The 22,436-nt window shown below is 44.2% G+C and carries 19 protein-coding genes; 1 reads left to right on the forward strand and 18 read right to left on the reverse strand.

Annotation, left to right across the window (positions count from 1 at the left end; translation table 11 throughout):
* Positions 1-38 precede the first annotated feature (38 nt).
* From EGM68_RS16825 to EGM68_RS16885, 13 genes are all read right to left on the reverse strand, one after another.
* Positions 39-2,393 (reverse strand): penicillin-binding transpeptidase domain-containing protein, encoded by a 2,355-nt coding sequence (locus tag EGM68_RS16825; RefSeq protein ID WP_129549616.1) that lies wholly within the window; start codon positions 2,391-2,393, stop codon positions 39-41.
* 60 nt (positions 2,394-2,453) lie between these two features.
* On the reverse strand, positions 2,454-2,834 hold the full coding sequence (locus tag EGM68_RS16830) for a type VI secretion system membrane subunit TssM (RefSeq protein ID WP_129549617.1): 381 nt from the start codon (positions 2,832-2,834) through the stop codon (positions 2,454-2,456).
* 24 nt (positions 2,835-2,858) lie between these two features.
* Entirely contained in the window at positions 2,859-3,809 is a 951-nt protein-coding gene (gene rsmH / locus EGM68_RS16835; protein WP_013372098.1) for a 16S rRNA (cytosine(1402)-N(4))-methyltransferase RsmH, read from the reverse strand.
* A 17-nt stretch (positions 3,810-3,826) separates the two neighbouring features.
* On the reverse strand, positions 3,827-4,264 hold the full coding sequence (mraZ, locus tag EGM68_RS16840; protein ID WP_025677696.1) for a division/cell wall cluster transcriptional repressor MraZ: 438 nt from the start codon (positions 4,262-4,264) through the stop codon (positions 3,827-3,829).
* Positions 4,265-4,594: 330 nt separating this feature from the next.
* Positions 4,595-5,860 carry an adenosylhomocysteinase gene (locus tag EGM68_RS16845; protein ID WP_016821550.1) on the reverse strand — a complete coding sequence of 422 codons (1,266 nt, stop codon included), beginning with the start codon at positions 5,858-5,860 and terminating at the stop codon, positions 4,595-4,597.
* Between the two features lie 43 nt (positions 5,861-5,903).
* Complete coding sequence (bshC, locus tag EGM68_RS16850; protein WP_129549618.1) at positions 5,904-7,535, reverse strand: bacillithiol biosynthesis cysteine-adding enzyme BshC; 1,632 nt, start codon at positions 7,533-7,535, stop codon at positions 5,904-5,906.
* A gap of 122 nt (positions 7,536-7,657) precedes the next feature.
* Positions 7,658-8,596, reverse strand: a complete 939-nt coding sequence (locus EGM68_RS16855; protein WP_016821552.1) for an ABC transporter ATP-binding protein — start codon at positions 8,594-8,596, stop codon at positions 7,658-7,660.
* Between the two features lie 11 nt (positions 8,597-8,607).
* Positions 8,608-9,558, reverse strand: a complete 951-nt coding sequence (locus tag EGM68_RS16860; RefSeq protein WP_013372102.1) for an ABC transporter permease — start codon at positions 9,556-9,558, stop codon at positions 8,608-8,610.
* Between the two features lie 4 nt (positions 9,559-9,562).
* A complete protein-coding gene (locus EGM68_RS16865) occupies positions 9,563-10,495 on the reverse strand; it encodes an ABC transporter permease (protein WP_013372103.1) in 933 nt (310 codons plus the stop codon).
* A 201-nt stretch (positions 10,496-10,696) separates the two neighbouring features.
* Positions 10,697-12,397: a peptide ABC transporter substrate-binding protein gene (locus tag EGM68_RS16870; RefSeq protein WP_013372104.1), complete on the reverse strand. Its 1,701-nt coding sequence runs from the start codon at positions 12,395-12,397 to the stop codon at positions 10,697-10,699.
* Between the two features lie 153 nt (positions 12,398-12,550).
* A complete protein-coding gene (locus EGM68_RS16875) occupies positions 12,551-12,940 on the reverse strand; it encodes a DUF3397 domain-containing protein (protein ID WP_129549619.1) in 390 nt (129 codons plus the stop codon).
* A 4-nt stretch (positions 12,941-12,944) separates the two neighbouring features.
* A complete protein-coding gene (locus tag EGM68_RS16880; RefSeq protein WP_129549620.1) occupies positions 12,945-13,925 on the reverse strand; it encodes a ketopantoate reductase family protein in 981 nt (326 codons plus the stop codon).
* 103 nt (positions 13,926-14,028) lie between these two features.
* Positions 14,029-14,679 (reverse strand): RsfA family transcriptional regulator, encoded by a 651-nt coding sequence (locus tag EGM68_RS16885; RefSeq protein ID WP_013372107.1) that lies wholly within the window; start codon positions 14,677-14,679, stop codon positions 14,029-14,031.
* 296 nt (positions 14,680-14,975) lie between these two features.
* Between EGM68_RS16885 and EGM68_RS16890 the strand changes: the two genes are divergently transcribed.
* On the forward strand, positions 14,976-16,061 hold the full coding sequence (locus tag EGM68_RS16890; protein ID WP_129549621.1) for a coiled-coil domain-containing protein: 1,086 nt from the start codon (positions 14,976-14,978) through the stop codon (positions 16,059-16,061).
* Positions 16,062-16,119: 58 nt separating this feature from the next.
* On the opposite strand, the gene EGM68_RS16895 is transcribed toward EGM68_RS16890, so the two are convergent.
* The 5 genes from EGM68_RS16895 to EGM68_RS16915 all read right to left on the reverse strand — a co-directional run bounded on the left by EGM68_RS16895 (position 16,120) and on the right by EGM68_RS16915 (position 22,388).
* Entirely contained in the window at positions 16,120-17,451 is a 1,332-nt protein-coding gene (locus tag EGM68_RS16895; protein WP_013372109.1) for a PhoH family protein, read from the reverse strand.
* A gap of 301 nt (positions 17,452-17,752) precedes the next feature.
* On the reverse strand, positions 17,753-18,814 hold the full coding sequence (locus EGM68_RS16900) for an LCP family protein (RefSeq protein WP_013372110.1): 1,062 nt from the start codon (positions 18,812-18,814) through the stop codon (positions 17,753-17,755).
* A 125-nt stretch (positions 18,815-18,939) separates the two neighbouring features.
* A complete protein-coding gene (gene typA, locus EGM68_RS16905; protein ID WP_013372111.1) occupies positions 18,940-20,781 on the reverse strand; it encodes a translational GTPase TypA in 1,842 nt (613 codons plus the stop codon).
* Between the two features lie 293 nt (positions 20,782-21,074).
* Positions 21,075-21,566 carry a hypothetical protein gene (locus EGM68_RS16910; protein WP_013372112.1) on the reverse strand — a complete coding sequence of 164 codons (492 nt, stop codon included), beginning with the start codon at positions 21,564-21,566 and terminating at the stop codon, positions 21,075-21,077.
* Positions 21,567-21,728: 162 nt separating this feature from the next.
* Positions 21,729-22,388: a TerC family protein gene (locus EGM68_RS16915; protein ID WP_016324552.1), complete on the reverse strand. Its 660-nt coding sequence runs from the start codon at positions 22,386-22,388 to the stop codon at positions 21,729-21,731.
* Positions 22,389-22,436: the final 48 nt, after the last annotated feature.

The following is a 22,436-nucleotide window of genomic DNA, read 5'->3' on the forward strand; positions in this document are numbered from 1 at the left end:
TCATGAATATTCAAAAGAACGGACATTAGAACAAGCTATCAGTTATCTTGGCCTTTAATCGCGGCAGCACTTTTTTCATCTGCTACAGCAGATATCCCTCCCTTAGGAGTTCCCGCATTTGTTTCAGTATCCGCAGTAGTATCGGTTTTGGTTTTAGTATCAGCCTCCGTTTTCGTTGCATTACCAGTCTCGTTAACTGCAACTCCAGTGGTCGAATCCTGTGTTTCCTCCGGCTTCACTCCGGTCACTGTTTCTTTGGCCGGCTGAAGCGTAACACTGACGACCCGCTTGCCATTTACCATTTGTGCCTTTTGAGAGACAACATACCCTTCACCGCTTACCTGAACACCAACCTTCATAAGCGTCAGAACTTGAAGTGTGTCACGCAACGAGACACCTGTAAAATCGGGAATCGTCATGTTGGCACTATCCTCAGTCAGCAAATAAATGCGCTGTCCTGGTTTCATTTTGACGCCTGCTTCAGGATACTGACGAACAATTTTGGAGCCTTTACCTACCGTTTCGTAAGCAATCCCCTGTTTGAGCAATGCATTTTGCGCATCCTTCTTCACTTGGCCTGTTAATTGTGGTATCGTTGGCAAATTCACCGTTTTTACTGCAGATTCACCTGATTTATTCGTTTTGGTTCCTGTTTTGGGAACCCCCATATATTGCAGCGATTGGGACACGATTTTTTTAAACACAGGTGCTGCTGCTGTACCGCCGCCTACCGATTTGTTAGGTTCATCCATAACAACCAAGACAGCTATTTTCGGATCATTTACTGGTGCAAAACCAATAAAAGACACGACATCCTTCGAATGATCGTAAACTTTTCCGACGACTTTCGTCGCCGTCCCTGTTTTACCAGCAACACGGTACCCGTCGATATAAGCAAGACGTCCCGTACCAATTTCTTGGTCAGACACGACCTGCTCCAGATAGCTGCTTGTCTGAGCTGCAGATTCCTGAGTAATCACTCGGCGGACTTCCTTCGGTTGAATCGTCTGCACTTCGCCTGTATCTGGGTTTATAATTTCCTTCACCAGATGAGGCTGCATCAACTTCCCACCGTTAGCAATTGCCGAGATCGCTGCCACTTGCTGAATTGGCGTTACCTGAACACGTCCGTGTCCATATGCAGCCGTCGCGACTTCGGATTTGTACTGGGTATGGAATGTAATAGCTCCGGTAGACTCACTTGGAAGATCGATGCCTGTTTTCACACCGAATCCAAAGCTATTGATATATTTCTTCAGCCTTTCGCCACCCAACTTATTCAGCCCCAGATGGACGAAACCCACGTTACTTGAACGCTTGACCCCTTGCAGATAGGTTAACGTTCCCCAGTTACGGCTTACGTCACGAATATCCCAGCCTCCGACGCGAATCATACCAGATTGGTAGGTCTCATTCGGATTAAATACCTTTTCTTGGACCGCAGCAGCCAAGGTTACTATCTTAAACGTGGAGCCCGGTTCGTAGATAGACTGAGTAGCATTATTACGGAAATTTTCCAAAGGGGTACTCCCATATGTATTGGGATTAAAATTCGGATAAGTCGCCATCCCGAGAACATCCATTGTTTTAGGATCGGCCGCTACCACAGTCATCGTTTTGGGATTATATTTTGCAATAGCTTCTTGCATGGCATCCTCTATATAATACTGAATCGTATCGTCAACCGTCAGCTTTAAATTTTTACCATTTTGTGCCGGCTCGTAGACACTTTCCGATCCCTGAAGAGGAACTCCCTTTCGATCCCGCTGATACAGAAGCTTTCCAGCCGTGCCAGAGAGCTCTTTATTGTAATAAGCTTCCAATCCCATACCTGCAGTACCATCTTTTCGTTGATAGCCAAGGATATGAGAAGCCAGCTTATTTTCCGGATAATAGCGTTTGGATTCCTGAACAGTGTCCACAGCTCCAACTACCTCATACTTATCCTTCAAATACTCTTTGAACGTATCGACCTGTGTTTTCACCTCAGGGTCTACCTTCCAGCCTCCATTACGAATCTCACGGTTTTTTAAATAGTTACCCTCTTTATCCTTTGCAGATAGATGTCTTCTCAGCTCATCTTCAGGCGTTTTGAGTAGCTGATGCAGCTTGGCTACAACCTCATTCTCCAGATCATACTCCTGAATGATGCTAGGATTGACAACCACTGTGTAAGCCGGTGCATCCGTAGCTAGTACATTCCCTTTACGGTCCATTATGGTTCCACGCTTGGGCTGAATCACCTGGTCTCTTTCTATCTGTTTAACCACCTGATTATGCCAATATTCCCCGCTCACGACTTGAATCCAAAATACCTTAAGTAGCAGAACAAGAAAAAAGAGGGTAATACATCCCCCTATCAGCAGTGTGCGAAGCTTTATTCTTTTGACCATAGCTCAAACCTCTCTGCAAAAAAATATACGTCAGAGCATAGCTTGATGCTATGCTCTGAACTAATTGGCAGCCTGCTTTTCCACACGAATGGGCTCTCTTGTTGGTTCGATATATCCCTGTTCCTTCGCAGTCGGCACAATCTGATTCTCCAGACGTTCCTTCTGAATCTTCAATTGGGCGATATTGGTCTGTAATTTGGAAATGTCCTTGCTGGCTGTATTAATCGCATAATTAATTTGATAAATGTGAGCATATCTGCCAATCAACGTCCCCGCAATGACAATGCATGCTACAAGTGTCAAGAGATACAGCAGCTTTTCTCGAATCGGCAGCTCTCTGCGGCGTGTAACGACTTTGGTGGTCTCACGATACCGTTGTTGCTGAACCTGTTCCTGACGGGCTCTTTCTTTTACAGCCAAATTACCGCGTGTATAAGCCATGTCGCCTCTCCTTCTCCATTAAATTTACAATTTTTCGGCAACTCTCAGCTTGGCTGACCGGGATCGTGGATTAAGCTCCAATTCCTGTTCTGATGCCACAATCGGCTTACGATTAACCAGCTTTAGATCGCCTACCATTTTGTCATCCAGAATCGGCAAATCAGATGGATAGATGCTTTTCGCCAAATACTCCTTGAAAATATGCTTGCATATCCGATCCTCCAAGGAATGAAACGTAATAACCGAAATTCTGCCCCCTGGAGCCAGACATCTTACTGCCTGATGCAAAGTATCTTCCAGTGCACCCAGCTCATCATTCACAGCAATCCGTAAAGCCTGAAAACTGCGTTTAGCCGGATGTCCCCCGGTTCTGCGTGCCGCAGCCGGAATTCCTTCTTTGATAATATCGACAAGTTCCCCCGTTGTGTGAATAGGCTTGTTCATTCTACGTTCAACCATGATCTTCGCGATCCGCCTGGAGAACTTCTCTTCTCCATATTGAAACAGGATCCGCGCGATCTCAGCTTCCGGCCATTCATTAACAATTTCGTATGCCGTAAGCGAACTGCTCTGATCCATCCGCATATCAAGCGGCGCATCATGATTGTAACTGAATCCCCGCTCCCCCTCATCGAACTGGGGCGAGGATACACCCAGGTCGAACAAAATACCCTGGACCTGCGGGACGCCGTCTTTTTCGGGCAATCCCAGTTCGGCCAGCTTGTCCTGCAAGTGGCGGAAGTTGGATTTCACTAATGAAATCTTCCCTTCATAGGCTGACAGCTTCTCTCGTGCATTGTTCAATGCCCAGTCGTCCTGATCAAAGGCAATGAGCCTCCCTTCAGGGCCAAGCTGTGACGCAATGACGGAACTGTGTCCTGCCCCTCCCAACGTGCAGTCCACATAAATCCCGTCCTGCCTGATGTTTAGTGCCTGTGTTGCTTCTTCCTTGAGTACGGTAATGTGGTGAAACAAACGGCTGACCTCCTAAATTACAATTCAAAGTTGAAATCAACCAATTTCTCAGCAATGTCGTTAAATGCTTCTTCTGATTGGTTGAAATATTGCTCCCAAGTGTGCTTGCTCCAAATCTCTACCCGGGTGGACACTCCCAATACGACGCACTCTTTTGTAAGCTTGGCGTATTCGCACAAATTCCCCGGTAAATTTACCCTGCCCTGTTTGTCCAATTCGCATTCAGTCGCCCCCGAGAAAAAAAACCGGGTAAACGCCCGCGCATCAGCCTTCATCAAAGGCAGTGCTTTAAGTTTTTTCTCCATAACAGCCCACTCATCCATGGGATACACGAAGAGGCATTGATCCAGCCCGCGGGTAACCACGAACGAGGCACCAAGAAGTTCACGAAACTTGGCCGGGACAGTAAGCCGTCCCTTATCATCAATGCTATGTTGGAACTCCCCCATAAACATTGGTTTCGTCACCCCTTACCCCATTCTCCCACTTTGGCCCACTTTCCACCACCTAAGCATAATAGATTCGCTTTAAAAAATCAAAGACCTCTTTTTCATGACGAAAAAGTGATAATTTCTAGATACATGGCACGATGTCTGTTATTGTAGCCCTGCGTCATAAGATGCCAAAAAGCCCCTTATCCCATGAAGTCGAACCCCGACAATATGCATCAGGTTTCGAAACAACATGGAATAAAGGGCTTATTCTCTATCCATTGTGTCAACCTATACAAGCACTTGCATTAAAAATGCACCACTTCTGCAGGAGACACCGTGACCAAAAATAGATTACGCGTTCCAGCTGTCCAGATAGACCTTTTGGTCTTCTGTTAATGTATCAATCTTGATTCCCAGACTATCAAGCTTGAATCGAGCCACTTGCTCATCAATTTCATAAGGAACATTAATCACGGCTTTGCCCAGCTCGTTGTAACGATCATTCACATATTTCAAGCCGAGTGCCTGAAGCGCAAATGTGGTATCCATAATTTCTGCAGGATGACCGTCAGCGGCAGCCAGATTCACAAGGCGCCCTTCTGCGAGCAAATACATTTTACGTCCATCTTTAAAGCGGTATTCCTCGATATTGCGACGTACCGTGCGAATGGATTCGGAGCGTTTGGCAAGCTCAGGCTTACTAACCTCCACATCAAAATGCCCTGCGTTACACAGCACAGCTCCATCCTTCATAACATCAAAGTGCTCCCCTGTAATTACAGCTTTATTTCCAGTTACTGTAATGAAGAAGTCACCCAGTTTGGCAGCTTCCACCATTGGCAATACATGAAAACCATCCATATGGGCTTCTACAGCCTTGATTGGATCAACTTCAGTTACAACAACGTTGGCTCCCAGCCCTTTTGCACGCATTGCAACTCCTTTGCCACACCATCCATAACCCACCACAACCACTGTACTTCCTGCCACAACCAGATTAGTCGTACGAATAATACCGTCGAAAGCTGACTGACCCGTACCATAGCGGTTGTCGAACAAATATTTACAGTAAGCATCATTTACAGCCACCATCGGAAAGTGAAGCTGCCCTTCTTTTTCCAAAGCCTTCAAACGAATAATCCCTGTAGTGGTCTCCTCTGCTCCTCCACGGATCGTAGAAATCAGATCAGGCCGTTCAGATTGCAACAGAGTAACCAGGTCGCCACCGTCATCTATAATGAGATCTGGCTTAGTTTCCAGTGCCTTGATTTGCAAATTCTTGAATTCCTCTGGATCTGGGTTGTATTTAGCCAATACCGTAACGCCATCTTCAACTAATGCGGCGCAAACATCATCTTGTGTTGACAAAGGGTTACTACCCGTAATGGTGACCTGTGCTCCACCTGCTTGTACCACTTTAGCCAGATAAGCCGTTTTGGCCTCCAGATGTAAACAAATCGTTACCTTCAGACCGGCAAAAGGCTGCTCTTGCTCGAATTGTTGACGTATGCGGTTCAATACCGGCATATGGGCTTCTACCCAATCAATTTTCAAATGCCCTTCAGGGGCCAATTTAAGATCGTGAATAATGCTATTTTGCAGAGAATGGGAAGTCATACGTTATTTCCTCCTATATATTAGTTAAATTCATTTATAATCATTATACATAAATCACACGATGCGTCCCCGACAAATCCAAAGGTACGTTCATAATCATATCCATCAGGTCGAGACCGTAACGGTTCAGAAAATGATAGATGGTATACGCACGCTCCTGCGGCTGTCCAAATGGGAAAAGCGACCATTCGATATGATCCCAATGGCGAAGTGCTGTTCCATTTTGCCGAAGCAGCGCTTCCTGCACCTTTGCCTCCAGATAGTCAATCTGCCCCAGAATTTTCTCGCAGTTGGTTTCTCCGAGCTGTAGCAAACCTTTCTCTATCATTCCTGTCTGCTGTATAAGCGGTTTATACATACGGATAAAAGCATCCTTAGCCTCGGAAAACTGATCCTGCATTCCAAGCTGATCTTGAGTGGCAATCCATTGCTTTTTCCGTTCCTCAAGCCCGTCTCTAACTTGACCAAAAGTTAGTTCGTACTTAAGCATATGCTTCTCCACGCCTGGCTCCATCAATGTAAAAGACATACGGGGCAGCAGTATCGGCATCTGCATCCCGAGCACTCCGAAAGCGTCCCGTGTAATCGCCCAGTAGGCAATTTCTCCTAGACCCAGTACAGATGCCAGTACCGGAAACAGTGAATCCTGCATGAGCGGACGGGTTAGTACATTGTTACTAAAACGTTCGGGGTGTCTATCTATCTCTTCAAGCAGTTCATCTGCTGTAAATGTCACCGAACCACGTCGATCTGTGAATAATCCAGCTTTTTTGAAAAGCAGCAGGCGTTCCTCTTCATGAATGTAAAAAAGGTTCGCACCACCTTCATGCACATCCGCTTGTAAATGATAACCATAGTCTACGATCCGCGTAGCGGTTGTCTTATACGCTGTCTCCAACTCATCATTGTGCTGAACCAACTGTCTAAAAACGGATGCCTCCAGCTTGCGCAGTAAAGGATCTGCAGAATCCATGAGCACCAATCCATAGGCACCAAACAAACGGCCCAACAGCCTGGCAAAGGCCTCACTTAGTCCATATGACTCTGTCAAACCTTGCCCAATCATGCGCATAATATCGGTCTTATGTTCTGAATCTGGCAAGCTTTGCTCTATATCCGCCATCACTTGCTTCCACTCAACCGTATCAACTTTAATGGCACTAACTGAAGAACGGTGTTCAGGCAGCTTATTCAGCTTGATTTTAACTGCTTGCGGGTCTTTCGCCATTACGTATGTATGATTGACCTCGTCCCAGTCATGATCTTCACCAGCAATCCAGAAAATCGGAATAACCGGACGTCCAAGCCGTTCCTCAGCTTCTCTAGCTGCTTTAATAATCGTAGCAGCTTTGTAAATGACCAGCATCGGACCTGTGAATAGTCCACTTTGCTGTCCGCCAACGACTACTAAAGCATCTGGACTTTCCAAACGGTCCAATGAAGCATGAACCGCCTCATGCGAGTTGTGTTGCTCATTGTATATACGAAGACATGCTACGACATCCTTACGGTTTAATCGCAGATGCTCCGTCTTATCCAGCCACTTCGCCCGTTGGGCATAAGCATCGGCGTGCAGAATATCATATTCATACAAATCGCTTGCGCGTCCTGTACCCTGTATGTAGTCTTCTGCCAAAGCCGACCCTCCGCGAAGCGTTTCCGGAACTATTTTCATGGGTCTGCCTCCTGTCTCCACCAAAACCTTACTGCTTGATTGTACCGAAAGCCCATGTCCACGTCAAAGCTTCCTATAAAAAAAACCGCCGAATAACTCGGCGGTTGGTATATAGAACAAGATCAAGCGTAAGGTTCAGCTACAAAATGTCCTTTAGACACTTCGATAAGCGTGGCATTTTCCAGGTTATAAGCCCCTGCCTTATTATCGGACGCGTTATGAATCGGTCCGCCTTGATCGTCAGGCATAATAATTCGTTTTTTGTTGGCTTCGACTTCCGGGTCAGGAAGTGGAATCGCCGACAAAAGCATTTTCGTATATGGATGAATCGGATTGGCATATAATTCAGAGCTTTCAGCAAGCTCCACCATTCTGCCTCTATACATTACAGCTACCCGATCACTAATGTGCTTGACCATCGACAGATCATGCGCAATGAACAGGTACGTCAGGCCCAGACGTTCTTGAAGCTCTTTTAACAGGTTGACAACTTGAGCCTGAATGGATACGTCAAGCGCTGAAATCGGCTCATCACAAATGATGAACTTAGGATTAACAGCCAATGCACGGGCAATACCGATCCGTTGACGTTGGCCACCAGAAAACTCATGCGGATAGCGTGTTGCATGGTCAGGGTTCAAACCAACCAGATCAAGTAACTCCTCAATCCGTTTTTTACGTTCTGCACGGCTACCTGCCATATTGTGAATATCCAGTGCCTCACCAATAATATCAGACACGGTAAAACGCGGGTTCAATGACGCATACGGATCTTGAAAGATCATCTGCATATCACGACGCATTGCTTTCATTTTACCCGGTGATAATTTGTAAATATCTGTGCCGTTAAAACGTACGCTACCTGCTGTAGGTTCATACAAGCGCAAAATAGTACGACCCGCTGTAGATTTACCACAACCGGATTCGCCAACCATACCCAGCGTTTCACCCTCACGAATATAGAAATTCAGGTTGTCCACCGCTTTGAGCACACGGTTTTTGCCAACATTAAAATACTTTTTAAGACCTTCAACCTCAATTAAATTGTTGCTACTCACCATGATCTCACCTCCTATTTCTTCAACTTCGGATCAAGCGCATCACGCAAGCCGTCGCCAAAAAGGTTGAACGCAAGCATAATCAAACTGATCAAACCTGCTGGGAAAAGCATCCGCCACGGATAATACATCCACCCGGTCAGAGCTGATTCAATCATTGAACCCAGCGATGCCTCTGGATTCGGTACCCCTAAACCGAGGAAGCTCAGGAAAGCTTCGGAAAAAATAGCGGTCGGAACGCTCAACGTCAATGTAACGATGATCGGACCTACTGCATTAGGCAAGAGGTGACGGAAAAGCAAACGACCTGCTCCAGCACCCATTGAACGGGAAGCAAGTACGAATTCTCGGTTTTTAAGTTGCAGCATTTCACCACGTACAATCCACGACATGTTAATCCACCCCGTTACACAGAGCGCAATAATAATTGTAGTGATACTTGGCTCCAGTACAACCAGCAACAGGATCGTAACAAGCAAGTAAGGAATGGAGTACAAGATTTCAGAAAATTTATTCATGATTTCATCAACGCGGCCACCAAAGTAACCCATAATTCCACCATAAATAACACCAATCAGCAAATCAATCAAAGCTGCAGCCAGGCCTATCGTCAAGGAAATCCGTGCTCCCATCCATGTACGGACAAACATATCACGTCCAAGATCATCCGTACCGAACCAATGCTCCGCAGAAGGTGGCAGATTCGTGCTCAGTAAATCATTAGAGTAATAATTATAGGGTGACAATATCGGACCTATTAAAGAAAAAAGCACAATCAGAACTAAAACAATCAAGCTAGTCATTGCAACCTTGTTTTTACGAAGTCGTTCCCAGGCATCGCGCCAAGCAGATAAGCTTTCTCGCTGAATAACTTCAGACTGCTTTTCATCGACCCCTATTTTTTGGAAATCTTCCGGTTTCACCTGAAGTTTATCCAAATTCACAGCATTGTCTTTCACAGACATAAAGTTACCCCTCCTTCCCGCCGGACAGCTTAATCCGAGGATCAATAAACCCATACGCGACATCTGTAATAAAACGCGCTAACATAAGCAAAACACCGTAAAAAATCGTTATGCCCATAATCATGGTGTAATCACGGCTTGTGATACTTTCCACAAACACTTTACCAATACCGCCAATCCCGAAAATCCGTTCAATAACCACAGATCCTGTAATAATATTCGCTGTCATTGGACCTACGTAGGTAACAACTGGCAAAATAGCATTCCGCACAACGTGTTTGAACATGATCGTAATGGATTTCAAGCCTTTAGCTTTGGCCGTCTTGATATAATCTGCATGCAGTACTTCTATCATACTGGAACGCGTCAATCGTGCAATAAATGCAATTGGTTGAGCAGACAAAGCCGCAACAGGCAGAACGTAGTCCATTGGGCCCTCGAAGCCCATAACGTTAAACAATTCCAACTTTTGAGCAAAAAAGAACTGAATTAATGATGCCAGAACGAAGCTGGGAACGGCAATACCCAGAATTGCCAATATCATCGCCACGGTATCAATGAGTCTACGATGGTACAAAGCCGCCAGCATACCTAGTAAAATACCGACAATAATGGAAACAATAATTGCGACTAGACCTAACTTTAGTGATACCATGAAGGTCTGTCCAATAATGTCGCTCACATTTTGATTCAATTTTTTCATAGAAATACCAAAATCACCCGTAACAATATCACCTAAGTATTTAAAATATTGTACATATACAGGCTTATCCAACCCATACTGTTCCATTAATCGGGCTTGAATCTCAGGAGACGTCGCTCTTTCGCTCATGAAAGGGTTACCTGGAATTGCCTTCATCAGAAAGAACGTCGCAGAGATCAGAATGAGCAAAGAAATAAGCATAAATATAAATTTACTGATCAAATAACGCGCCATCGCCCGTTTACACCTCCCATATTTTTCGACACCATTCGATTCTATAGAAATAGAGTTGGGTTATCCAATCTACTTGTATGCATGGTTAGTTTAATCATATTAAGAAGAACCCTCACACACAAAAAAAACGGGATATATATGGCAGTACCCACATATATATCCCGAAGTAACTCCTCAACTTCAGAATCAAGTATTAGCTACTTACTGTGTTATATAAGCTCTTGTAAAATCAATTGCACCACTAAAATCCAAAGCAACGCCTTTTACATTTGGTTTCGTCAAAGAAGTATTAGAGTAGTAATAAATCGGCAGTAAAACCATATCATCCTGAACAAGAAGCTTCTCTGCTTTCGCAAATATTTCCATGCGTTTTCCTGGATCAGTTTCTGTTTTAGCCGCTTTAATCAAACCATCATATTCAGGATTAGAATATCCAGAATTATTGTTGCCATTACCAGTTGTCCAGATATCCAGGAAAGTCATCGGATCATTAAAGTCAGCAGACCATCCACCACGTGCAATTTGGAAATTCAACTTGTTACGTGTTTGGATAAATACGCCCCACTCCTGGTTTTGCGTTTTCACGTCGATTCCCAGGCTTTTCTTCCACATATCTGCAACTGCCAAAGCAATTTTTTGGTGTCCTTCAGTAGAATTGTAGAGTAGAGTGATTGGAGGGAGTGAAGTTACTCCTTCTTCCTTCATACCTTCTTGAAGCAATTTCTTCGCTTCAGCTACATCTTCTTTGAAATAATCATCTTTATGTTCATTACGGTATTCCTGAGATAAGCCTTTAATTCCCGGAGGTACAAAGCCGTAGGCAGGAATCTCTCCACCCATCGTTACTCTATCAACAATCGGCTGACGTTGAATCGACATTGCAAATGCTTTACGAATTTTAAGATTATTGAACGGTTTTTCGGTGACGTTAAACAAATAGTAATAGGTGCTTGCTATACCTTTAGCCTGGAATTCGTTAGGCATTTCATTTTTCACAGCCATCATTTGGTCTGCAGGAATTTCGCCATTAGGTTTACCTGCATAATCAAGTTGTCCACTTCTGTAAGAAGCGAGTTCTGTTGCACCGCTGTTTACAAGGGACATTGTAATTTTCTTCAGTTTAATTTCGTCCTTACCCCAATAATTCTCGCTTTTGGAAACCTCGATCTTTTGACCTGTCTCCCAAGTCGACAATGTGAAAGGCCCGTTAGTGATCATGCTTTCTTTTTTAGTCGCCCATTTATCATTTCCTTCAACAGACGGATGCACCGGATAATAGGTGTAGAAAGAAGTCAATCCCAGGAAGTAAGGTGTTGCATGTTCCAGTTCTACCTGCAATGTATGATCGTCAACTGCTTTGACACCTACATCTTTGAAGTCCGTAACTTTAGTACCTTTAAAAGATTTGGAAGTGCTTAGGTTGTAACCCTCAGCATTTTTGATATAGTACAATTGGTAAGCATATGGAGGTGCAGGAGCCGTGGAAGGATCCAATACCCGTTGCCAAGCAAATACGAAGTCACTTGCTTTGACTGGGTCGCCATTACTCCATTTTGCAGTATCGCGAAGCTTGAACGTATAGGTTTTGCCGTCATCGGAAATTTTCCAAGATTCAGCTACGCCAGGAATTTCTTTACCATCAGGGCCCATGCGAACAAGACCTTCATACATTGTTTTCAAAACAGTGTTTGCTTGGGTATCTTGAGCCTGTGCCGGATCGAACGTTGGCGGCTCGGATGCAAGGTTAATGCGCAAAATTTGCTTGTCGGCCGGGGCCGGCGTAGTCGAGGTGTTTTCTTGTGCGCCCTTACCATTGGTATCATTCTTGCCGCCGCAACCTGCGAGCAGTGCGCCAACTGCAAGAACGAGTGTCAAAAGGACTAAAAAGCTTTTCCTTTTCATCTAGCGTTTTCCCCCTAGTTCTAAAGTGGTATATGTTTATAGATTATACAACCAGCGGTCAAAAAAATCTACATTACATTTCTTCAAATTGAGCTTTTTTTTCAAAAAAACATGATTAATTCATATTTTTTCATCATTTCATGTCACATTTCATCACATAGAGTTGAATATATTTTTAAATATACCAACAACAGTCAACAAAGTATACGCCAATGTCATCGCCATAAAAGTTAATCTCCAGACTGCTCTACATAATCTTTTACCATCAACCTTTCCCTTTATTCGGTTTTGAGCTCCTCCAATTAAACCCAATGCCAGTAACAAGAGCAGTAGAATCAAATAAAAACCGAATCGGGATGTAAACATGACATTAAAGAGTGCTGCAACGGAAAATATCAGAAAAAAAGTGGTAATATCCATAGAAGTAAGCAATGATTTCTTCTTTTCCATTTTAAGAATGTAGCGACAAACCGCAAACACGATCAAAAACGGAAAAAAGGGAAGAATACTGAAAGTGATAATAGTACCTTGTATAAGACTCAACTGATCACCCCTCTTTTAGCCGCATTCCTTCAATTAATTGCCACAATACCTCATGAGTTGGTGCACTAATCCCAGCTCGCTTTGCCATCTGCACCAGTTGCCCGTTAATGGAAGCAACTTCGGTCATGGACTGTGCAAGTACATCAGCTAGCATAGATGAGTGATTCTCTGCCGTTGCCCGGCAAACATCCATAATTTGATCCCACCATGAACTTTCCCAGCGGATACCATGAGCTTCATACACTTGAATGCCTTCATCATATAGTTTACGCATCATATGTATTCGAACAGGCTCCGATAGCAGCTCGCCATTTCGAACTCGCCATACGGCTGTCAGTGGATTGATCACAGCGTTAATCAACAACTTGCGATAAATCCCTTTCTCGATTTCTTTCGACAAGCAAACGTCAAATCCTGCTGCAAGCAGCCAATTTAGCACACATTGTTTGAATTGATTGTTGTGCTCCCCCTCTCCTTCCTCCGAAAATCCAATTTCAGTCACGCCCGATCCTGCATGCACAATGGATGCTGCCCCCTGTTTCTTGGCTCCTTCGGTTGTCACAGCAGGGTATACTACAGCTTTAGGCCACGCCTGCCTGATGCGTTCTATATGACCTATTCCATTCTGCAAACAAATAATCCCTGGATCTGTTTCCGTTTGAGCCACAGGCTGGATCTGTTCCAGTACTTCTCCTATCGCCCCCTGTTTGGTCAAAAACATAATCCATCGTGCCGGAGCCTGTGAATTTAACCGTTGCCAATCTGCCATTGGCGCTACCTTTAATTGGTCCCCCGTCACATGAACAACCACCTGCCCCTCATTATCAAGCACAGTAATCCCTTCACGAGCAATGATGTGTGCCTGTTCAAGTGTTCGTGTCCACAGCCTTACTGTAGCACCCGTGGCCGATAATCTCCCGGCAAACAGCAATCCCAGCGAACCCGCTCCAATAATATCAATCACTTTGTATCGTCTCGCTTCCATCTTTTTTTCTACTATATCATATGCACTCCAATGAAATAACAAAAAACGCCAACTACGGCCAAGCGATAGTTGACGTTTTATTTAGATAGCTATTGTAATCTTGCTACTCAATGCGCTCCAGATTCCCATTAGCATCCATTTTGAACCTGGATTTAAGCTCTTCCTCATCTTCAGTGATTAAAGCCAATCGCCGGGCACGGTCCATAATCTGAATCAGAGCTTTATAATCATCATTTACAACACGATAGTCAGTCTGCACATCATTCACTTCTTTGGACAGCCGGTCATTAATGGAGCGAAGCTGATTTAATTCTTCTTCCTTTTCCCGCAAATCTTTCTCCAGCATCTTAATCTGCCGATTCGTCTCCTGCATAGATCCCTTCCATTGACGCAAGAAGCGAATTACTGCATCAATAGATAACGTATCTTCACTCGTTCCATCTGTTCTGTATCCCCCTTCGACTGGATCGAGCGTGGCAAAGGCCGCCACCTGCGATACACCTACCGGACTCTGCTTACGAATATAACTGCGCTTCTGGCGCTGTGCTTTGGCAATGCCAATCGCTTCATCGTAACGTTTGCGCACGCAGCTATTCCAACGAAAGCCGCATGCTGCAGAGGTTCTACCTATTTTTTGTCCAACCTCCTCAAACGCAGCGAGCTGTGTTCCACCTTCCCGGATATGCCGCAATGTCACCTCCGCCAATATCAAGTCATCTTCCGCACTCCATGCATCTTGTCTTATTGCAGTCATGCCTCTAGCCCTCCTAACAACATCCTGAAATAACCGTCTTCATGAACCGATCTTGCCGGTATTTGAATAGGGTATAAAAGCTGTTTATTCATTCCTATGCCTCTCGTAGAGTTCATAGAATCTATTTGATACTAAATTGTATTTCCATTTCTGCCAGAACTCATACGTGAAGTAAACAGTTTCGGGTTTCAAGCATGCTCTGACTGCTGTACAATAAAATGAATGGTTAAAGAATAAAAAAGGATCATATACATTACCATTAGTCTTTTTCTGGAATACATAAAAGGGGAAACTAAATGAATAAACGAATAAAAATCGCGATCTGTACCCTGCTGGCCCTCATTATGATGCTGACTACCATATATGTATGTCCTACTTTGGCCGCTCCCACTCCTGAAGAAAATCAGATTTTACAAGATAGTCTGTCTATCGTGGAGATCGACCATGAAATCGAGCGAATTAGTCAGGAGCAGCAGGCTCTTTTACAGCGTCAGCAGGAACTGCGTAGTAGTCTAGCTGATCAACAGAAGCAAATGGACCTACAACGTGAGCGTGCAGGTTCTGTGCTGCGATCTTACTATATGGGAGAAAGGGACAAGCTGCTGAGTGTAGTGCTAGGGGCTAAAAGTATAAAGCAACTTCTCTCTTTGTACGATTATTACTTATTATTGATTAGTCACGATCAGGATGTGCTTCAGGAATACGAATCCAATTATCAAATTATGCGAAAAACAGAGCAGCAAGTCGCCCAAGCAACGACGGAACTGGAGACGGTTAAAACAAACCTACTGGCACAACGTAAACGGATTCTCCAACTCCAGTCGCGTGTAGATGACGGCGTTAACGCCAGTGATAACCCTGAAACCCTACGCAAGCTAATTGGTGAAATGACAGCTTATTGGGAGAATGTAGGGGTATACGAGGTAAACAAACACTTTAAAGCATTAGCTCAAGCGATGCAGGATCTGCCCCAATTCATTCAACAACAGCAAGGAGCCATGGTTACAAATGGAAAAATCATTACGATAAGCATTCGTGAAGAGGAATTTAACCGTTTTTTAAAGTCTGAGAATGAATTGTTTAATCACTTCAACTTCTCCTTTGTGCAGGATCGGATTGTGGTAGAAGGTCAACAAGGAACGATGAAATTAAGGGTAGAAGGTCACTATACGGTAGAGAATGAACCGAAAAATGCAATTCTATTTCATGTAGATCGACTGATATTTAACGGGCTGGAACTGCCGGACACGACTCGCAACAAGCTGGAAGAAGATTTTGATCTCGGCTTCTACCCACAGCAGCTTATTTCATATGTCAAAGCCACAGAAGTACATGCTTTAAAAGGCATTCTTGAAGTTAAGCTCGAATTAAGCTTTAAGTAAAAACAAAAGACCTCGGGATGTTCCCGAGGTCTTAATTATTTGTAATAACGATCAAAAGTTATAACAGATCAGCTGCCAACTGCGCGAGTTTGGAGCGTTCTCCTTTTTCCAGCATAATATGCCCGCTAATCCCTTCTTGCTTAAAACGCTCCACCACATAGGTCAAGCCATTACTGGCTGCATCCAGGTAAGGGTGATCAATCTGCTCCGGATCTCCCATCAGAATGATTTTACTCCCCTCACCTACCCGAGACACAATTGTTTTGATCTCATGTCGGGATAAGTTTTGCGCCTCATCGACAATAATAAATTGCCCAGGTATCGAACGTCCGCGAATATAAGTGAGCGCCTCCACCTGAATACTGCCCAAGCCCATCAAAATTTTGTCGATATCGCCTGATTTTTTGGCATCAAACAGATACTCTAGATTGTCGTAGATTGGTTGCATCCAGGGGCGAAGCTTTTCATCTTTTTCTCCCGGTAAATAACCGATATCCTTGCCCATAGGAACAACAGGTCGAGCAATTAACAGTTTCTTAAATCGATGCTCATCCTCTACTTTAAGCAACCCCGCCGCTAGCGCCAGCAGCGTTTTGCCTGTACCTGCTTTTCCAGTAATGGTCACAAGTGGGATATCGTCATTAAGCAAAAGCTCCAATGCCATTCGCTGCTGAGCATTACGCGCGCTGATTCCCCACACCGATTCGTTACTTAAGTACAAAGGTTCTAATCGCTCTGCCTCCTGATTTACTTTCAACAGTGCTGATTTTCCAGTGCCCATTTCATCTTTCAAAATAACAAATTCATGTGGATACAGCGTATAAGGTAGCTTCAGTGGTTTGATTGGCAAAAAACGGTTAGAGTAAAATTCATCTATGATGGACGGATGCACCTGTATCGCCGAGTATCCAGGGTACAACTCACTTGGATCGCCTGTTCTATCGGATAGGTAGTCTTCAGTCAGTAGCCCCAATACATCTGCCTTGATTCTGACCAATACGTCTTTACTAACCAACACCACTGAACGCGGTTCAGACTGCTCCTGTTCTTCCAAGTGATAATTTAAGGCGACTGCCAAAATCCGGTTATCGTTCGAAACCTCCCCGAACATCTCCTGAACTTTCAAAAAACTCCGGTGGTTTAACTCAACCTTAAGCCTTCCCCCTTGGGGAAGTGGAACGCCACTGTGAAGATGCCCCACTTCTCTCAACCCGTCCAACAATCGCGATACATTACGGGCATTCCGTCCAATCTCATCCGCGTTGCGTTTTTTGGAGTCGATTTCTTCCAGAACAACAGCTGGAATAACAACTTCATGTTCTTTGAAGGTAAAAATGGCTTTCGGATCATGCAGCAGCACATTCGTATCCAGCACAAAAATTTTCTTCATTAAATCCCCTCCAAAGCGGCGTGGACAATCTCATGTTTCATACCTATACCTATTCACCGGCTACCCAATACTTGCTGATTCCCTGAAAAAAGAACCCCAAAGCAGCATAATGCAACGAAAAGTGTAGCTGAAGATAGCCTCAGAGCCTGTACATTTTTAAAATTAGACACAAAAGGCCCAGTGATTGCTCACTGGACCTAGACTGGGTTCACTTTACATTTAGACATACCTCAACCCCCTTATGCTATATAAGAGCTTTACTCGCTGCGAGTATAACATAAGTGGGCAAAAAGATACATACTCAGGAATTGGAAGAAGCTTCAGTGCTGTCGCTTGCTTTTTTGGCTAATTCCTCTTGTAGCGCTTGTTTGGCTAAATCGAGCTGTTGCTCATCAATGTACACATAAGGACTACGCCATGTTCCTGCTACAGGATTGTATTTTACATTTTGCTTGGAAATATTCCAATAGGTTTGTACGATATTTTTCATTTGTTGTGACTCAATATCAGTCATCATATTTTTATCAACCGATTTAATAATTGCACTAAACTTGGTCAAAGCGTTAAAGGTTTGCATTTGGTCAATTAGGGAATGAAGCACCTGATTTTGTCGACGATTGCGATCAAAGTCGTCAGATTCAGCTGTTCTCGGACGACAATTCGACTTGCGGTAGCGAACAAAATCAAGAGCTTGGTCACCATTCAAATGCTTGGCCCCAGCTGTCAGGTTAATATCGGTGCCATCAGCACGGTCTCGGTAACACATATTTTTATCAACCGTAACATCTACGCCACCTAGATTATCTACAACATCTCTAAAGCCCTGGAAGTTAATAACCGTTACATAATCAATATTAATATTTAGATATTTGCCGATCATCTTCTTCATTTGCTCTTCAGCAACTTCGCCAGACTCTTTCTCTCTAGCCTTAAACACCGGATAATACTCATTCAGCTTGCGTGGCTTATACCCATCCATTTCTAGACGCGTATCACGAGGCAAAGACACAATGGTAGACGATTTTGTATTAGGGTTCAATGTAGCTACCATAATAACGTCTGACAAATAAGTCGGATGGTCAGGGCGATAGTCGGTTCCAAGCAATAAAATAGTCAAAGGCTTAGCCTCAGCCAATTGCGTTTTGGGCACTTCCTTGTTGATTCCAGTATCCAAAACTTCCTCTACCTGATTGTAAATATAGTAGGTATAACCACCTGCTGCCAAGATACCTATAATGAGTAGAAATAAGACAAACTTCATAAACGATCTGAAAAAGCTTTTTTTCTTTTTCGTTTTTTTCGGTTTGGCGGATTTTTTCCCGCTTTGTGTCCGGGGAGGCAATCCATTCGAAAGATTACTCATGCTTCAACACCTTTTCCTGCGTTTTGAGAAATATAGCTTTCTCCAAGTTTACAATCCTAAAACACATACAGCGGCGCATCCCGTTTCCGGGCGTCGCCGCTGTGGCCGAAGACCAATCCTATGAATTACATATTTGCTTGTGCTGTTTTACGTTGTTTCTCCGCACGCTCGCGCTCACCTTTGTTCAAGATCTTTTTACGCAAACGAATGGATTTAGGAGTGATTTCACAATACTCATCATCATTCAGGTATTCAAGCGCCTGCTCCAGAGAGAAGATAACAGGTGTTTTCAATTTAACCGTATCATCTTTTGTTGCGGAGCGAACGTTCGTCAATTGTTTTTCCTTACAGATGTTAACGACAATGTCGTTATCACGTGTGTGCTCACCAACGATCATACCCTCATAAATTTCAGTCCCTGGCTCCAAGAACAAAATACCGCGATCTTCTACGCCCAGCATACCATAAAATGTAGAGGTGCCGTTTTCCGTGGACACGAGTACACCTTGATGACGTCCACCCACTTGACCGCCAACAAATGGTCCATAGCTGTCAAATGCATGGTTCATTACACCGTAGCCACGAGTCAAAGTCAGGAAGTTTGTAGTGTAACCGATCAAACCACGTGCAGGGATCAGGAATTCCAAGCGAACCTGTCCAGTACCGTTATTAATCATGTTGACCATTTCGGCTTTACGGGAGCCCAGACTTTCCATCACTGCGCCCATGCTTTCTTCCGGAATATCGATGAGAAGACGTTCGATTGGCTCCATTTTTTTACCGTCAATTTCCTTAACGATAACTTCCGGTTTGGACACTTGCAGTTCGTAACCTTCACGACGCATGTTTTCAATCAGGATTCCCAAATGCAATTCACCACGTCCAGATACAATAAAGGCATCCGGGCTATCCGTTTCATCAACACGCAAGCTGACATCTGTTTCGAGTTCTTTCAGAAGACGCTCACGCAATTTACGGGATGTTACCCACTTACCATCGCGACCTGCGAATGGACTGTTGTTAACCAAGAAGGTCATTTGCAGTGTAGGCTCATCAATTTTCAGTACAGGCAATGCTTCAGGATGATTTGGATCGGCAATGGTTTCACCAATGTTGATGTCCTTAATCCCCGCAATCGCCACAATGTCACCCGCGCCTGCTTGATCGGTTTCAATCCGTTTCAGTCCTTGGAAGCCGAACAACTTCTCAATACGCGCTGATTTACTGCTGCCATCACGTTGGATAACTGTGACCGCTTGTCCCTGCTTGATGATACCGCGGTTCACCCGACCTACTGCAATTCGGCCCAGGTATTCGTTATAGTCCATCAGTGTTACGAGGAATTGAAGAGGCTCATCTACTTTCTCAGTTGGAGCTGGAATATGCTCTACCACTGTTTCATACAATGCTTGCATGTTGTCATCTTGCTTTTCAGCATCCATGCTGGAAGTTCCGTTCAGTGCTGAAGCGTACACAACAGGGAATTCTAATTGCTCATCATTTGCACCCAGCTCGATGAACAGATCCAGTACTTCGTCAATGACTTCTGCCGGACGAGCTGCCGGACGGTCAATTTTATTTACTACAACGATAGGCGTCAAATTTTGTTCCAGCGCTTTACGCAGTACGAATTTCGTTTGCGGCATGCAGCCTTCGTAAGCATCAACGACCAGCAAAACGCCGTCAACCATTTTCATAATCCGTTCCACTTCACCACCAAAGTCGGCGTGTCCCGGTGTATCTACAATGTTAATCAGGTAATCTTTGTAAGTGATAGCTGTATTTTTAGCCAAAATCGTAATACCGCGTTCACGTTCCAGATCGTTGGAGTCCATGGCGCGCTCCTGAACAGCCTCGTGTTCTCTAAATGTTCCGGACTGTTGAAGCAACTTATCGACAAGTGTCGTTTTTCCGTGGTCGACGTGGGCAATAATCGCAATATTGCGAATGTTCTCTCTTGCATGCATGGTTTGTATCCATATCCTTTCCGTATATCAAAATAGTGTCTCTATCCTGAAGCAATGCTCATTCAAGGCTAACAATCGTTCTTTAGGCCCACTCCCTGCCAGCCTTCTATATGTTTCAGGCTTTATACAGACAGCTTCTCTCTCCGATTCGCGTGAAAACCTTAAAATAAGCGTCAGAAATCATTCCGACGCTCTTTTCATATCCATTATATTATAGTAGAAATATGTCATAAAGCAAGACATTATTGCCCGTTCCGTAATTTACCGCCATGAAATCTGCACAGCTTGTCGGTTTACCAGTTGCGTTTGCTACGGTTGTTTATGACCAACCAGATTCCAGCTCCGATCAGTAAAACGGCAATAATATACATGATGCCTGTACTTAGCAAGGTAATAATCAATAATAGCACCGATATCAAGCCTAATAGTACGCTCCCTGTATATACATTACGAGAAAGCGAAATATCATTAATGGCATACTCCCATAATCCAATCGCCACACCTAGAAGAAACAAAGGCCATAAGTAGCCCATTAAATGCCATCCCCAAGTATTGCAGAGAAAAAAGAGGAAGCCATATACCGACAAAATCCCTGCCGGCAGCAACATAAAGGGTGATACTTTACGCATCATATACATTGCATGTAGCACGATTCCAGGTATTAAAATCAGCAAGGGCCAAAGGTTGCGTCCCAAGAAGGAGAACATCCCCAATTTCCCCAACAAAATAATCAGTCCTACGGCAACAATGCCTACTCCGATCATACGCTCTTTTCCGGAATTCATCGTGGTCTCCTTTGTTTGCTGGATTTGTTTTTGAGTCATTAAATGTAGTTGTTTTCAAGTACACTTTTATGAATATAGAATTTTTACAAAAACCGAGTTGAATCCTCGGCATCTGCAAAACCCTATGTCTAGTTTAGCCGATGTTTTCCAAAAAAACCACGTTCAAATATGACGGGGCCGTAGCTGCCGATATATTCCTGCAATGACAACTGCTGCTGCCAACAAGACCGGTAACCATGCATGTATAACCTCACCCAAGTCTGCTAACCATATGCCCAATTTGGGATCACGCAGTAGCATTTCTCCCGCCGTAAAGGCCAGGATGGCAGATCCCAGCAGAACAAGGATCGGGAACCGATGAAGCCAGATTGCTATCACGTTGCTGCCCCAGACGACAATCGGAATACTAATTGCAATACCAATGACTATAATAGCAATGTCCCCATTGGCTAGAGCTGCAATAGCTAATACGTTATCTAGACTCATCACAAAGTCTGCTAATAGTATCACTTGTATTGCTTTCCATATGGTTGTTTCCGCTCTTACTCCCACATGATCATCATTCTCATACAGCAGCTTAAATGCAATCCATAACAGAAGTAAACCGCCCGCCGCCTGAATAAAGGGTATGCCCAGCAAAATGACAGCTACAAAAGTCAACACACAGCGCAGCAGGACCGCGCCGACAGCCCCCCACCATATCGCTTGACTTCTTTGCCTTGCAGGCAAGTTTTTGCTCGCCATGGCTATAACAACTGCATTATCACCGCTTAGCACCAAATTAATCATTAATATTTTCAATAGCAAAATGACATGCTCCATATGTACAAACACCCCCATCCTACATGTATGCGAAATTGGACGAGGCTA

Source organism: Paenibacillus sp. M-152 (genome assembly GCF_003856555.1).
GTDB lineage: Bacteria > Bacillota > Bacilli > Paenibacillales > Paenibacillaceae > Paenibacillus > Paenibacillus polymyxa_C.